This window comes from Pseudomonas trivialis (genome assembly GCF_001439805.1).
Taxonomy (GTDB): domain Bacteria; phylum Pseudomonadota; class Gammaproteobacteria; order Pseudomonadales; family Pseudomonadaceae; genus Aquipseudomonas; species Aquipseudomonas trivialis.
The window spans coordinates 153,943-166,920 of the sequence record NZ_JYLK01000005.1; the positions used below are offsets into that span (position 1 = coordinate 153,943).

A 12,978-nucleotide genomic window follows, 5' to 3' on the forward strand; every position below is an offset into this window, starting at 1 on the left:
TGAAGTGGAAAAAAACCGAGCAGTCGCTCGGGCGGGTAGTGTGCCGTATTCGCCGAAAATCGGCAAAAAAGCAGCGATGTAAACTTGAGTTGATGGTTTTTGAGCCTGTCTTATACTCGGCAGTTCAATGCACACAACTCAACAATAACAATGCATGTGGGAGCAAGACGGATGACGACGCGCGAAACCGGCAATGTGAAGTGGTTCAACGATGCAAAGGGTTATGGCTTTATACAACGGGAAGATGGCAAGGATGTGTTCGTGCACTACCGCGCCATTCGCGGTGAGGGTCATCGCTCGTTGGCCGAGGGCCAGCAGGTGGAGTACGCCCTGGTGAGCGGCGAGAAGGGGTTGCAGGCTGAGGATGTGGTCGGCCTGTAAGTCCACCACTGAACCCATGTGGGAGGGGGCTTGCTCCCGATTGCAGTGAGTCAGCGACCAATAAGCTGGCTGACCCACCGCTATCGGGAGCAAGCCCCCTCGCACATTTTTGATTGGGTTAACAGTTCACGGTCAGGCGGTTTTCCAGGTGATCTGCTCTTCACCGTCGGCGCTGATGCGAATCCAGGTGTCGGCGTTTTCCTCACCTTCTTCCTCGACCCACGTGCCCGGCGCGCAGCGCACTTCGACGTTCAGCGCGGCAAAGGCGGCGCGGGCGCAGGCGATGTCGTCGTCCCAGGGGGTCTGGTCGCTTTCCAGGTACAGGCTGTTCCATTTGCCGACGGCTTTGGGCAGCCAGGTGACGGGCACGTTGCCGGCCGTGCACTTGTAGGTCTGGCCTTTCTGGACCCAGTCCGAACAGGCGCCCAGGGCCGCGCCCAGCCAGGCGGCGATGGCCTTGTGGTCGACGTCGGTGTCTTTCAGGTAAATCTCGATATCGGGTTGGCGCATGGATATTCCTCGTTGCGGGATTTTAAAAATCCATTCGCGGGTGCTGAAAAAGTCGGTTATTGAAGCACGAAATAATCGTAGCGCATCGACACGGTGACCAGCAGCGGCTCGGCCGCTTCGATCACCTGTGCACGGCGCTCGGCGCTGGCGCGCCAGCCGTGGGGCGTCATCGCCAGCAGGTTGGCGCGGTCCCCTGGCTCGGCCAGGCTCAGGCTGAACTCGAGCATTTCGCTGTGGGCCAGGCTCATGCCGTCCGGCACCAGGGCCAGGTGCTTGTCATCGGTGTACTCGCGCACTTCGTCGTACAGGCGCTCGCGCAATTCCATCAGGTGGCCGCGGGTGGGGCCGACCTTCATCAAGCCGCCGCCGGGGCTGAGCAGGCGTCGGGCCTCCTGCCAGTCCAGCGGGCTGAATACGCTGGCGAGGAACTGGCAGCTGGCGTCGGCCAACGGCACGCGGGCCATGCTGGCGATCAACCAGGTCAGCGCCGGGTTGCGTTTGCAGGCACGCTTGACCGCCTCCCTGGAGATATCCAGCGCATAGCCATCGGCGTGGGGCAGGGCAGCGGCGATCTGCGCGGTGTAGTAACCCTCGCCGCAACCGATGTCGACCCAGCGCTGCGGTGCGCGTTCGGCCGCCAGTTCAGCCAGGCGCCTGGCCACTGGCGCGTAGTGCCCGGCGTTGAGGAAGTCGCGGCGCGCCTCGACCATCGCCAGATTGTCGCCCGGGTCGCGGCTGTTCTTGTGCTGCACCGGCAACAGGTTCAGGTAACCCTGGCGCGCGCGGTCGAAACGGTGCCCGGCCGGGCACGCCACGCCGTTGTCCACCGGGTTGAGCGGGCCGCTGCAGAGGGGGCAGGCGAGCATCAGGCGAGCAACTTGATCAGGGTCTGGTAGTAGATCTCGGTGAGCACATCCAGGTCGCTGGCCAGGATGCGTTCGTTGACCTGATGGATCGTCGCATTCACCGGGCCCAGCTCGACCACCTGGGTGCCGAGGGTTGCGATGAAGCGCCCGTCCGACGTACCGCCGCTGGTCGATGCCTGGGTTTCACGCCCGGTGATCGCCTTGATGCTGGCCGATACCGCATCGAGCAGCGCGCCCGGTTCGGTCAGAAACGGCAGACCGGACAGCGCCCACTCCACGTGCCAGTCCAGGCCGTGCCTGTCGAGAATCTGCGCGACGCGCTGTTGCAGGCCTTCCACGGTGGATTCGGTGGAGAAGCGGAAGTTGAACACCGCCGTCAGGTCACCGGGGATCACGTTGGTGGCGCCGGTGCCGGAATTGAGGTTGGAGATCTGGAAGCTGGTTGGCGGGAAGAACGCGTTGCCATCGTCCCAGTGCTCGGCAGCCAGCTCCGCCAGGGCCGGCGCGGCCAGGTGAATCGGATTCTTCGCCAGGTGCGGATAAGCCACATGGCCCTGCACGCCGCGGACGGTGAGGGTTGCGCCAAGGGAGCCGCGGCGTCCGTTCTTGACCACATCGCCCACCAGGGTGGTGCTCGACGGTTCGCCGACGATGCACCAGTCCAGGCGTTCGTTGCGCGCGGCCAGACGTTCGATCACGGCCTTGGTGCCGTGGTGCGCCGGGCCTTCTTCATCGCTGGTGATCAGGAAGGCAACCGAGCCACGGTGGTCCGGGTAGTCCTGCACAAAGCGCTCCGCCGCGACCAGCATGGCCGCCAGGCTGCCTTTCATGTCTGCCGCGCCACGCCCGCAGAGCATGCCGTGTTCGTCGATCAGTGCGTCGAACGGGTCGTTCTGCCAGGCCTGCAGCGGGCCGGTCGGCACCACGTCGGTGTGGCCGGCAAAACACAGTACCGGGCCTTCATGCTGGCCGTGGGTGGCCCAGAAGTTGTCCACGTCCTCGATGCGCATCGGCTCCAGGGCAAAGCCGGCGTCGCCCAGGCGCTGCATCATCAGCTTTTGGCAATCGGCGTCGATCGGCGTTACCGAGGGGCGACGGATCAGGTCGATGGCAAGTTGAAGGGTCGGCGAAAGGTCGGCATGGGCCGTCATGGGAAAACTCCGGGAAGCGTGTAATGGGCGCAGGACGAATGTGCTGAAACGGCGCAGATCCAATGTGGGAGGGGGCTTGCCTGATCCAACAAAACGGCCGTTATCTTATAGCAAAACGGCGACCAGAGGCCGCCGTTTAGTGCATTGCGCACGTTTTTACACCGCTGGCACAGGCTCAGGCGCTGCTGCCGGTTTGGGCAGCGACGACAGGAACGCCATGATCAGCGCAGCCACGTACGGCAGTGACTGCACCAGCAGCATCACCACCCAGAAACGCATGTCATTGCTCGGCAGGCCCTGCACCAGATAGATCCCCAGCGCGGCGCCCCACAACAGCAGCATGATGAACATCTCTTCGCGCGCTTCGGAAATCGCCACCCAAAAGCCGTGGTTATCGGCGTTTTTCGGCGTACGAAAGAACGGAATGCTGGTGGTGAAAAAGCCATACAGCACCGCCTTGGCGATGGTATGCGACAGCGCAAGCCCGGCCAGGGCCGCGCAGAACGCGTCCTTGAGGTTCACGCCAACCGCGCGGCGATACAGGAAGATGATCTTGCCCACCTTGAACACGAACAGCGCCAACGGCGGAATCGCGAAAATCAGCAGCGGCGGGTCCACCCGCGCGGGAACGATGATCATCGCCGCCGACCACAACAGCGCGCCGACGGTAAAGAAGATGTTCATGCCGTCCGCCACCCACGGCAGCCAGCCCGCGAGGAAGTGGTAGCGCTGGCCACGGGTCAGCTCGGTGTCCTTGCCGCGCAAGAGGCTCGCGGTGTGGCGCTTGATGATCTGGATCGCGCCATAGGCCCAGCGGAAACGCTGCTTCTTGAAGTCGATGAAGGTGTCGGGCATCAGGCCCTTGCCGTAGCTGTCGTGGTAATACGCGGCCGACAGGCCTTTCTCGAATACCCGCAGGCCCAGTTCGGCGTCTTCGCAGATGCACCAGTCGGCCCAGCCGAGCTCTTCGAGCACTGAGCGACGGGTCATGGTCATGGTGCCGTGCTGGATGATCGCGTCGCGGTCGTTGCGGGTAACCATGCCGATGTGGAAGAAGCCCTTGTATTCGGCGTAGCAAAGCTTCTTGAAGGTGCTTTCGTTCTGGTCGCGGTAATCCTGGGGCGACTGCACCACGGCGATTTTCGGGTCGGCGAAGTGCGGCACCATGTGCTTGAGCCAGTTGGGCGACACGCAGTAGTCCGAGTCGATCACCGCGATCACTTCGGCGTCCGCCGCAGTGTGCGGGATCAGGTAGTTCAGCGCGCCGCCCTTGAAACCGGCCAGGGGCGAGACGTGGAAAAACGTGAAGCGCGGGCCGAGGGTTTCGCAATAGTCGCGCACCGGTTCCCACACCGCCGGGTCCTTGGTGTTGTTGTCGATGATCAGGACTTCGTAGTCCGGGTAATCGAGGGCGGCCAGGGCATCGAGGGTCTGTTTGACCATCTCCGGCGGCTCGTTGTAGCACGGCACGTGGATCGACACTTTCGGGCGGTAATCCGAATCACCTTCCACCGGCAGGAATTCACGTCGTCGCTTGTGCGTCCACACCGCTTCGGCCAGCTCGTGGGCTTCGGTCAGCAACACGATAAACACGCCCATCGCGCCCAGTGCCAGCAGGAATCCGACGGTCAGGCTGAACCAGGTGCTGTACTGCTGGCTGTAGTCGTAGCCGATCCACACCAGCACCGACCCGCACAGAAACGCGATAAAGGTCAGGAAGGTACGACCGCGCTGACGCAGCGCCGAGCCATCGATCATCAGCAGCGTCAGCGAGAGCAGGGCCAGCACCACCGAGCCGATTGCCAGCACGCGCCATTGGGGGATCGCGACCACCGGCCCTTCAAAGTTGAATTTCTGCTGGCGCGCGGCGTTGAACACGCCCCAATAGGCGCCCGCCGAGCCTTCGTCGCTGACCTTCCAGGGCTGGTCGAACGCTTCAATCACGAAATAGTTGAAGCCCTGGCGATTGAGCTTGTTGACCAGTGTGCGCAGGTAGATCGCCTGGTCGGCCGGGGACGATTCATTGCCGCCGCGCATGCGGCCGTTGCTCGGCCAGCCAACTTCAGACAGCAGCAGCGGTTTTTTCGGGAACAGTTTCTTCAGGTCCCGGGCGCGGTCGAGTACGTACTGGCCGGCCTTGTCCATCGGAATGAACTCCCAGAACGGCAGGATGTGCGCGGCGATCAGGTCGACGTGCCTGGCCAGTTGCGGATTCTTTTCCCAGATGTGCCATTGTTCGGAGGTGGTCACCGGCACTTTCACGGCGGCGCGCACCCGGTCCAGCAGCACGATCAGTGCTTCGGGGGTGATTTCTTCACGGAACAGCGCTTCGTTGCCCACCACCACGCGCACCACGCTGCGCGAGCTGTTGGCGATTTCGATGGCGCGCTGGATTTCACGCTCGTTGCGCTCCAGGTCCGGGCTGATCCAGATGCCCAGGGTCACGCGCAGGCCGAACTCTTCGGCCAGCTTGGGAATATCGCCCAGGGTGCCGTCGACCGAGTAGGTCCGGATGTTGTCCGTGAGCTTGCTCATGATTTCGAGATCACGACGCATCTGGTCGTCGCTCGGGTACTGGTTTTTCTGCGGGTACTGGCCTTGCTGGAACGGCGAGTAAGAGAACCCCGAGATCTGTTCAGGCCAGTTGGGAGTGGTGACCGGGCGGTTGATCAGCGCCCAGAAACCGGTGAACAGCGCGGCAATTGCCAGCACCACCACCAGGTTGAGTCCAAATTTACGCGATGACATGGCGATTTCGGGTTCCAAAGGGTGTGGAACGAAAAGAGGCGTCGGCCTACGCCGAACGGCGCGCATCCTACACCGGCCTTTCCCTGAGCGTACAGCAAGCCGAGAAAAACCTGACGTTGGGCAGCGAAAGGCCCACTAAGTTCTTCACCGGTCAGTTGTCGCTTAAAACTTGCCGCTGCGTAGCCCATAATGCGCGCCGGTTTTTGGGGTAATGGTTATGAGCACAGAAGATCCACGGTTTGCAGGCGTCGCTCGCTTGTATGGCATTGAAGGCCTGGAGCGCTTGAAAGCGGCCCACGTGGCGATCGTCGGCGTCGGCGGCGTCGGCTCCTGGGCGGCGGAAGCGATGGCCCGTTGTGGGGTGGGCGAGATTTCGCTGTTTGACCTGGACGATGTCTGCGTCAGCAACAGCAACCGCCAGTTGCATGCGCTGGACAGCACCGTGGGCAAACCCAAGGTCGAGGTGATGGCCGAGCGCCTGCGCGGCATCAACCCGGCGTGCACGGTGCATGCGGTGGCCGATTTCGTGACCCGCGACACCATGGCTGAATACATCACGCCAGACATCGATTGCGTGATCGACTGCATTGACGCGGTCAACGCCAAGGCCGCGCTGATTGCCTGGTGCAAGCGCCGCAAGATCCAGATCATCACCACTGGCGGCGCGGGCGGGCAAATTGATCCGACGCTGATTCAGGTGTGCGACCTGAACCGCACGTTCAACGACCCGCTGGCCTCGAAAGTGCGCTCGACCCTGCGTCGTGACTACGGGTTCTCGCGCACGGTGACGCGTCATTACAGCGTGCCTTGTGTGTTTTCCAGTGAGCAGCTGCGCTATCCGAAGCCGGATGGCAGTATCTGTTTGCAGAAGAGTTTTGTCGGCGATGGGGTGAAGCTGGACTGCGCGGGTGGGTTTGGTGCGGTGATGATGGTGACGGCGACGTTTGGGATGGTGGCGGCGACCAAGGCGGTGGACAAGATTGTGGCGGGGGTGCGCAGGCCGTCGGAGCGTAGGTCTTAAGCAGGTTTAAGGGTGTACATATCCGTTGCTGCGGTAATGGCTGATAGGGGTTCCGCCCTTACGGCGGGTCACTTTGGAAAAGCCCCAAAGTAACCAAAGGGCTCTTGCCCCACCACTCGGCACCTCGCTAATGCTCGGCGTGCGGCCAGCGTGGTTGACGGGGCGCCTGAGATCAAGATCAAAAGGCAAAGCAAAGCAAACCAGATCAAAAGCAGTGTGATATCCAACAGACAAATGGAGATCAACTGTGGGAGGGGGCTTGCTTCCGATAGCAGTGGGTCAGCTACCCATAAGCTGACTGACACTCAGCCATCGGGAGCAAGCCCCCTCCCACATTTTGTACAGCGTTTGGCAGCCAATTCCGGTCGGCTCTAAGGTCGCCGCGCTTTTGCTCTTGATCTGTGGCGCCCAAAAAGTGACCCGCCGTAAGGGCGGAACCCCTATCAGCCGTTACCGCAGCAACGGATATGTACTCCCGGATATGCCCCCCTCAACTCTGCATACAACTCAACGCCCGCATACGCTGCAAAACCGCATTCAACCCGTTACTACGCGAAGGCGACAACTGCCGGGACAACCCCAGTTGATTGAACCAATCAGGCAAGTCCACCGCCTGCAGCTCAGCCGCCGACAGCCCGTTAACCCGCGCCAGCAACAGCGCGACCAATCCGCGAATCATCCGTGCATCACTGCTGGCCGCAAACTGCCAGTGCCCGTCCTGCAAGCGTCCCACCAACCACACCAGGCTTTCGCAGCCCTGCACCAGATTGGCCTCGATCTTGTCTTGCTCGGCCAGTACCGGCAGCCGTTCGCCCCATTGCATCAGCATGCGCGCGCGCTGCTCCCAGTTGCCCACGGCCTGGAACGCCTGCAGCGCGGCCACTGCATCCACCGGCAAGTGGCTCATCGCAACATATCCAGGGCCTGATCCAGCGCCGCGAAGAATCGCTCCAGGTCATCCGAGTCGTTGTACAGCGCCAGCGACACGCGGATCGCCCCGGGCAATTGCATGGCCTTGAGCAACGGCATCGCACAATGGTGACCGGCACGGATGGCAATGCCCTGTTCGGTCAGCAGGTGAGCCAGGTCGGCATTGTGCACGCCCTCGACCACGAAGCTGACCAGCGCGGCCTGTGGCGTGCCCAAAACGCGCACGCCGTTGCGCGCGTTCAGGCCGCGCAGCAGGTAGTCATGCAGGGCCGCTTCATGGGCCATGACGGCTTGCGGGTCCAGTGAACTCAGGTAATCCAGGCTGGCGCCCAGGCCGATCACGCCGGCAATCGGCGGCGTGCCGGCCTCGAAACCCAGTGGCGCGGGGCGAAAGCTCGCCGCGTGGTAGCCGGCTTGCTGCACCATCTCGCCACCGAACTGCCAGTGACGCAGGTGATGCAGGGCTTCGTTGCGACCGAACAGCACGCCGACGCCGTCCGGGCCGTAGAGCTTGTGGCTGGAAAACACATAGAAGTCGCAGCCCAGGGTTTGCACGTCGTGGCGACCATGCACGATGCCCTGGGCGCCGTCGACCACGCTCAGGGCACCTTGCGCGCGGGCCAGTGCCAGCAAGCGTTGCAGAGGCTGCCAGGTGCCGAGCACATTGGACAACTGGCTCACCGCCAGCAGCCGCGTACGCGGGCCGATCAGGTCGGCGGCGGCGTCGAGGTCAATCACACCGGCTGCATCGAGTGGCAATACCACCAGTTTCAGCGCGCGGCGTTTGGCCAACTGCTGCCACGGTAAAAGGTTGGCGTGATGCTCCAGGGCGCTGATGACCAGCTCATCGCCCGCATTGAATAAATGGTCAAGGCCATACGCCAACAGATTCAGTGCCGAGGTGGCGCCGTGGGTGAACACGATTTGCCCGCTGTCGCCCGCGCTGAGCCACTGCGCGACTTTCACCCGGCTGTCTTCGAACGCCTGGGTGGCATGGGCCCCCGGCAGATGCTGGGCACGGTGCACATTGGCGGCGCCATTGGCGTAGTAATGGCTGATCGCATCCAGCAAGGCCTGAGGTTTTTGGGTGGTGGCGGCGTTGTCCAGGTAGGTCTGGTCCTGCCGTTGCAGGGTGGCAATGGCCGGGAAATCGGCGCGCCAGGGGGAGGGCACAAGCATGGTGGTCAAGACTCGTATAAGCGAACCGCACCCCGAGGGCGCGGCTCGCCAGTGGCATCGAGTGGCTGCTTAGTTGTGAGCGTGCAGCGCTTCGTTCAGTTCGATGGCCGATTTGTGGGTTTTGCACTCCACGGCACCGGTCTCGGAATTACGACGGAACAGCAGGTCAGGCTGGCCGGCCAGTTCGCGCGCCTTGACCACCTTGACCAGTTGGTTCTGCTCGTCCAGCAGCGCCACCTTGGTGCCGGCGGTCACGTACAGGCCCGACTCCACGGTGTTGCGGTCGCCCAACGGGATACCGATACCGGCGTTGGCGCCGATCAGGCAGCCTTCACCGACCTTGATCACGATGTTGCCGCCGCCCGACAGGGTGCCCATGGTGGAGCAACCGCCGCCCAGGTCCGAGCCCTTGCCGACGAACACGCCCGCCGAGACACGGCCTTCGATCATGCCTGGGCCTTCGGTGCCGGCATTGAAGTTGACGAAGCCTTCGTGCATCACCGTGGTGCCTTCGCCTACATACGCACCCAGACGGATACGCGCGGCGTCGGCGATACGCACGCCAGCCGGGACCACGTAATCGGTCATTTTCGGGAACTTGTCCACCGAGAACACTTCCAGCAGATCGCCACGCAGGCGCGCTTCCAGTTGGCGCTCGGCCAGTTCATTGATGTCGATCGCGCCCTGGCTGGTCCACGCCACGTTCGGCAACTGCGGGAACACGCCGGCCAGGCTCAGGCCATGGGGCTTGACCAGGCGGTGGGACAGCAGGTGCAGCTTGAGGTAGGCCTCAGGCGTGGACGTGAGTGCAGCGTCTTCGGCCAGCAGGGTGGCGACCAGCGGCGTGTGGCTCTCGGCCAGGCGGCTGAGCAGCGCGGCCTGGGCCGTGTCGACGCCTTTAAGCGCGTCGGCCAGTTGCAGGGCCTGGGACACGGTGAAGGTGATGGCCTGGTTGCCGTCGGTGTAACCGAGGATCGGCGCGATGGCCGCGACGATTTCAGCCGATGGGTTGAGCAGGGGTTGTGCGTAAAACACTTCCAGCCAGGCACCCTGGCGGTTCTGAGTGCCAACGCCGAAGCCCAGGCTGAACAGGGAATGGGACATGCTGTTACCTCTACAAAGATGGAAGGCTGGCCTACTTGAGGGCCGCCGAATAACTTTCTGGCTTGAAGCCAATCAGGGTTCTGTCGCCGAGATCGAGCACCGGGCGCTTGATCATCGAGGGGTGTGCGAGCATCAATTCAATGGCTTTCGACTGATCGAGATCGGCTTTGCGTTCGTCTTCGAGTTTGCGAAAGGTGGTGCCCGCACGGTTCAACACCACTTGCCAACCGTGCTCATCGCACCATTGGGTCAAATGTTCGCGGTCGATACCGGCCGTTTTGTAATCGTGGAACTGATAGGCGACGCCGTGCTCGTCGAGCCAGGTGCGCGCCTTTTTCATGGTGTCGCAGGCTTTGATGCCGAAAAGGTGCAACGTTTTGCTTGAATCGGTCAAGGAACTGCCCCCTTTTGGACTAATGAAACCGAAGGATCGCGGATTATGCCATGCCCAGCGGATTTGGGTGCTGTAGGACTTTTGTGCACGAGCCTGGGCAGCATAGGCGGCTAATATGGCACTTCAACGGCCAATTGTTGCCTGATGTGTGTCATTGCAAGTCGATTGTCCGGGAACCCCGCTTTATGCAAACCGCTTACACCGTGCTTATCCTGCTGATGCTGGTCAGCGTTTCGCGTCTGGTCGGACGGATCATCCCCCTGCCATTACCCCTGGTGCAGATCGCCGCCGGGGCCTTGCTGGCCTGGCCGACGCTGGGCCTGCATGTGGCGCTGGACCCGGAGCTGTTCCTGTTTCTGTTTCTGCCGCCGCTGTTGTTCTCCGATGGCTGGCGCATGCCCAAGCGCGAGTTGTGGCGCTTGCGCGGACCGATTCTGACGCTGGCCGTGGGGCTGGTGCTGTTCACGGTGGTGGGCGCGGGCTATTTCATTCATTGGCTGTTGCCCGCAATCCCGCTCCCTGCGGCCTTCGCGCTGGCGGCGGTGTTATCACCGACGGATGCGGTTGCCGTGTCGGCCATTTCCCAGAATCGTTTGCCCAAGCCGCTTATGCACATGCTGCAGGGCGAGGCGTTGATGAATGACGCGTCAGGTCTGGTGACCTTCAAGTTCGCCCTGGCGGCGGCGCTGACGGGGGTGTTTTCCCTCGCGGACGCCAGCCTGACGTTTGTGTTGGTGGCGGTGGGCGGCCTGGCAGTGGGAGTGGCATTGAGCTGGCTGGTCGGCCGCCTGCGTGCCTGGATGATCGCGCGCGGCTGGGACGATCCGGCCACTCACGTGGTGTTCATGCTGCTGCTGCCGTTTGCCGCGTATGTAGTGGCCGAGCGCTTGGGCGCGTCAGGCATCCTCTCGGCGGTGGCGGCGGGCATGATGCAAAGCTGGCTCGATCTGCTGCCGCGTCAGACCAGCACGCGTCTGCTCAATCGCAGCGTCTGGTCGCTGCTGGAGTTCGCGTTCAACGGCCTGATTTTTCTACTGCTGGGCCTGCAACTGCCGGACATCATCAAGGCCGTGGTCAGCCATGAGCCGACGGTATGGCCCACCCTGTTTTATCGCTGCCTGGACGTGGTTGTGATTTTCCTGGTGCTGGTGGTGTTGCGCTTTATCTGGGTGCAGAGCATCTGGCGCCTGTCAGTCTTGCTCCGACGTCTACGTGGGAAAGGTGAGCTGACCCAGGTGCCGACCGCGCGTTCGTGCTGGCTGTTGACCTTTGGCGGAGTGCGTGGCGCCGTGACCCTGGCTGGCGTCATGTCGGTGCCTTTGCTGCTGGCGCCGGGGCAGAATTTTCCCGAGCGCGACCTGCTGATCTTCATCGCGGCCGGGGTGATTCTGTTGTCGCTGGTGGCGGCCTGTATCGCCTTGCCCCTGCTGTTGCGCGGCCTTGAAAAAAGCCCGGATGAAAAGCGCCAGAACGAAGTGCGCGAGGTCTGGAGGAAAACCGCGGAAGCCGCGATCCATGCCCTGGAAGCCGAGGAGCCCGCCGAAGCGGACCCTGCGGATGCGGCCAAGGCGGCCCTGGCGACCGAGCTGAGAGCGCGGTTGATGTCGGAGTATCGCCATCAGTTGGAGGTGTTCAATGACTCCGCCGAAGCCCAGGCTCTGGCGCAGCAGATGGACCAGCTTGAGCGCAAGCTGCGGCTCAAGGCCCTGCGTGCGCAACGCCTTGAGCTCTACAGCCTGAGCCGTCATCACCAGATTGGAGATGACGTGTTAAGGGAGGTCTTGGCGGAGCTGGACATGAGTGAGGCGAATCTGGGGACGATGAGGCCCGGATAGCTGCACTGTTTACGGGTTGGCGCTTGAATCGGCGTCGCCGCCCTTAAACCGCCTGGGCGTATAAAGTGTGCGAATAATGGTCTGGTCCCCTTTGGATAAAGAGTAGTTTTGCGGCACTTCCTGTCCATCGATGGTTTCGTCGGCATACGTAGCGTAGTGCATGATAGAGCGGGTGTCGTAGGGGGTTTGAAGTACATTGGGGCCGGTATAAGTGCTAAATATATGAAGATCAATCATGTCTTTATCCCAGCCTTGACTTTCATTTATGGACCTATAGACGTAGTCCTTGTCCCAGTTGATCGTGTTGGCCGGGTGCTGGTGTTCATGTTCCATTCCCAGGGCATGTCCGATTTCATGCAGGGCCGTCGCGCGGAACACTGCCGAGTCGTCATTCCTGTCCAGGTGCATCGTCGGCTCGTCCAACGGCATGTCTTTCGCATCGATTCCTACAACCGACCAACTGCCCTGGAAGCCCTCGTCATCGGTGATTCTAATATCGCCGTCCTTGCCATCGACAACGTTGAAGCGCAGCGCGGGGGTGTGATGAGCCCATTCCCTGAGTGCGTCGATTACCAGCGCTTTACTTCTGTTATCTCTCAGGTCCAATGCGATATTAACAATGCCGTCCGGCCACCTTTTACTGGTGTCCGCAATCCCTCTTTTGGTTCGAGAGACAGGGTTGGAAGCCGAAGTTTCTCCCGGCATGTCAGATGGGCGAGGAATAAAGGTCGATACGTGAATGGGGGAACTCATGCTTTCTACTCTCGGAATAAGGTACCGAGTAGTGGAGAGCAGGATTTAATTGGTTCCCTGAGCAAATTGAAACCGCACTGCGTTGCACAGTGCGGGATTTGAACGA

The 12,978-nt window shown here is 61.9% G+C and carries 12 protein-coding genes; 3 read left to right on the forward strand and 9 right to left on the reverse strand.

The window, feature by feature from the left end:
* Window positions 1–171 precede the first annotated feature (171 nt).
* Window positions 172–381 carry a cold-shock protein gene (locus TU79_RS09595; protein WP_057007767.1) on the forward strand — a complete coding sequence of 70 codons (210 nt, stop codon included), beginning with the start codon at window positions 172–174 and terminating at the stop codon, window positions 379–381.
* A gap of 132 nt (window positions 382–513) precedes the next feature.
* Here TU79_RS09595 and TU79_RS09600 read toward each other — a convergent pair whose 3' ends face one another.
* The 4 genes from TU79_RS09600 to TU79_RS09615 all read right to left on the reverse strand — a co-directional run bounded on the left by TU79_RS09600 (window position 514) and on the right by TU79_RS09615 (window position 5,656).
* Window positions 514–891, reverse strand: a complete 378-nt coding sequence (locus tag TU79_RS09600) for a hypothetical protein (RefSeq protein ID WP_057007768.1) — start codon at window positions 889–891, stop codon at window positions 514–516.
* Between the two features lie 56 nt (window positions 892–947).
* Window positions 948–1,757, reverse strand: a complete 810-nt coding sequence (locus TU79_RS09605; RefSeq protein WP_057007769.1) for a putative RNA methyltransferase — start codon at window positions 1,755–1,757, stop codon at window positions 948–950.
* On the reverse strand, window positions 1,757–2,908 hold the full coding sequence (dapE, locus tag TU79_RS09610; protein ID WP_057007770.1) for a succinyl-diaminopimelate desuccinylase: 1,152 nt from the start codon (window positions 2,906–2,908) through the stop codon (window positions 1,757–1,759). The genes TU79_RS09605 and dapE overlap by 1 nt, the downstream gene beginning before the upstream one ends.
* Window positions 2,909–3,064: 156 nt before the next feature.
* Window positions 3,065–5,656 carry a glycosyltransferase gene (locus TU79_RS09615; protein WP_057007771.1) on the reverse strand — a complete coding sequence of 864 codons (2,592 nt, stop codon included), beginning with the start codon at window positions 5,654–5,656 and terminating at the stop codon, window positions 3,065–3,067.
* 217 nt (window positions 5,657–5,873) lie between these two features.
* Between TU79_RS09615 and tcdA the strand changes: the two genes are divergently transcribed.
* A complete protein-coding gene (gene tcdA / locus TU79_RS09620; protein ID WP_057007772.1) occupies window positions 5,874–6,677 on the forward strand; it encodes a tRNA cyclic N6-threonylcarbamoyladenosine(37) synthase TcdA in 804 nt (267 codons plus the stop codon).
* A 490-nt stretch (window positions 6,678–7,167) separates the two neighbouring features.
* Here the strand turns inward: tcdA and TU79_RS09625 are convergent, their stop codons facing one another.
* The 4 genes from TU79_RS09625 to TU79_RS09640 form a co-directional block, all read right to left on the reverse strand.
* A complete protein-coding gene (locus TU79_RS09625; RefSeq protein ID WP_057007773.1) occupies window positions 7,168–7,584 on the reverse strand; it encodes a SufE family protein in 417 nt (138 codons plus the stop codon).
* Window positions 7,581–8,786 (reverse strand): aminotransferase class V-fold PLP-dependent enzyme, encoded by a 1,206-nt coding sequence (locus tag TU79_RS09630; RefSeq protein ID WP_057007774.1) that lies wholly within the window; start codon window positions 8,784–8,786, stop codon window positions 7,581–7,583. The genes TU79_RS09625 and TU79_RS09630 overlap by 4 nt, the downstream gene beginning before the upstream one ends.
* 69 nt (window positions 8,787–8,855) lie before the next feature.
* Window positions 8,856–9,890 (reverse strand): 2,3,4,5-tetrahydropyridine-2,6-dicarboxylate N-succinyltransferase, encoded by a 1,035-nt coding sequence (dapD, locus tag TU79_RS09635; RefSeq protein ID WP_057007775.1) that lies wholly within the window; start codon window positions 9,888–9,890, stop codon window positions 8,856–8,858.
* 31 nt (window positions 9,891–9,921) lie between these two features.
* Window positions 9,922–10,284, reverse strand: a complete 363-nt coding sequence (locus TU79_RS09640) for an ArsC family reductase (protein WP_057007776.1) — start codon at window positions 10,282–10,284, stop codon at window positions 9,922–9,924.
* Between the two features lie 185 nt (window positions 10,285–10,469).
* On the opposite strand from TU79_RS09640, the gene TU79_RS09645 reads away from it, so the two are divergent.
* Entirely contained in the window at window positions 10,470–12,119 is a 1,650-nt protein-coding gene (locus tag TU79_RS09645) for a Na+/H+ antiporter (protein ID WP_057007777.1), read from the forward strand.
* 9 nt (window positions 12,120–12,128) lie between these two features.
* Here the strand turns inward: TU79_RS09645 and TU79_RS09650 are convergent, their stop codons facing one another.
* The gene (locus TU79_RS09650) at window positions 12,129–12,872 is read right to left on the reverse strand and encodes a M12 family metallopeptidase (protein WP_057007778.1); all 744 of its coding nucleotides are present in this window, start codon (window positions 12,870–12,872) and stop codon (window positions 12,129–12,131) included.
* Window positions 12,873–12,978 lie beyond the last annotated feature (106 nt).